Origin of the sequence: Chryseobacterium phosphatilyticum (genome assembly GCF_002899825.2) — a bacterium.
Classification (GTDB): Bacteria; Bacteroidota; Bacteroidia; order Flavobacteriales; family Weeksellaceae; genus Chryseobacterium; species Chryseobacterium phosphatilyticum.
In genome coordinates this window covers 1-449 of record NZ_PPED02000107.1, presented here as the reverse complement: position 1 = coordinate 449, position 449 = coordinate 1, and the positions used below count along the sequence as shown (strand labels likewise).

1 protein-coding gene is annotated in these 449 nt (G+C 69.5%); it reads right to left on the bottom strand.

Annotated elements, in window-relative coordinates:
• A partial coding sequence (locus C1631_RS25580) for a PAS domain-containing protein (RefSeq protein ID WP_123966798.1) occupies positions 1 to 449 on the bottom strand: 449 nt, incomplete at both ends.

Below are 449 nucleotides of genomic sequence, written 5' to 3'. Positions count from 1 at the left end.
AGCCACGCATCGCGAACGCGCTCGCGGTGATCGGGATGGATCACACCCATCCAGCTCGCCTCGCCGGTCTCGCCGGGGGGCAGCCCCGTATAGTCGTACCAATAGGTGTTGCAGTAGGTGACACGGCCGGCCTCGTCGCCGAACCAGACGACCTGCGGGCTGACCTCGACAAGGGAGCGGTAGCGCAACTCGCTCGCCTGCAAAGCCGCTTCCGAGGCGCGCTGCCCGGTGCGGTCGCGCAGGATCTTGAGGAAGCCGATGAGCCCGCCGTCCTCGGCCGTCAGCGGCATCATCTCGCCCGAGGCCCAGAAGCGGGTTCCGTCCTTGCGCATGTGCCAGCGCTCGTCCGGGGCGCTGCCGGTCTGCGCCGCCAGGCGCTTCTCGACATCGGGCCGGTCGCCCGCCCGATCCTCCGGTGTGAAGAACGCATCGACCGTCCGGCCCAGCAT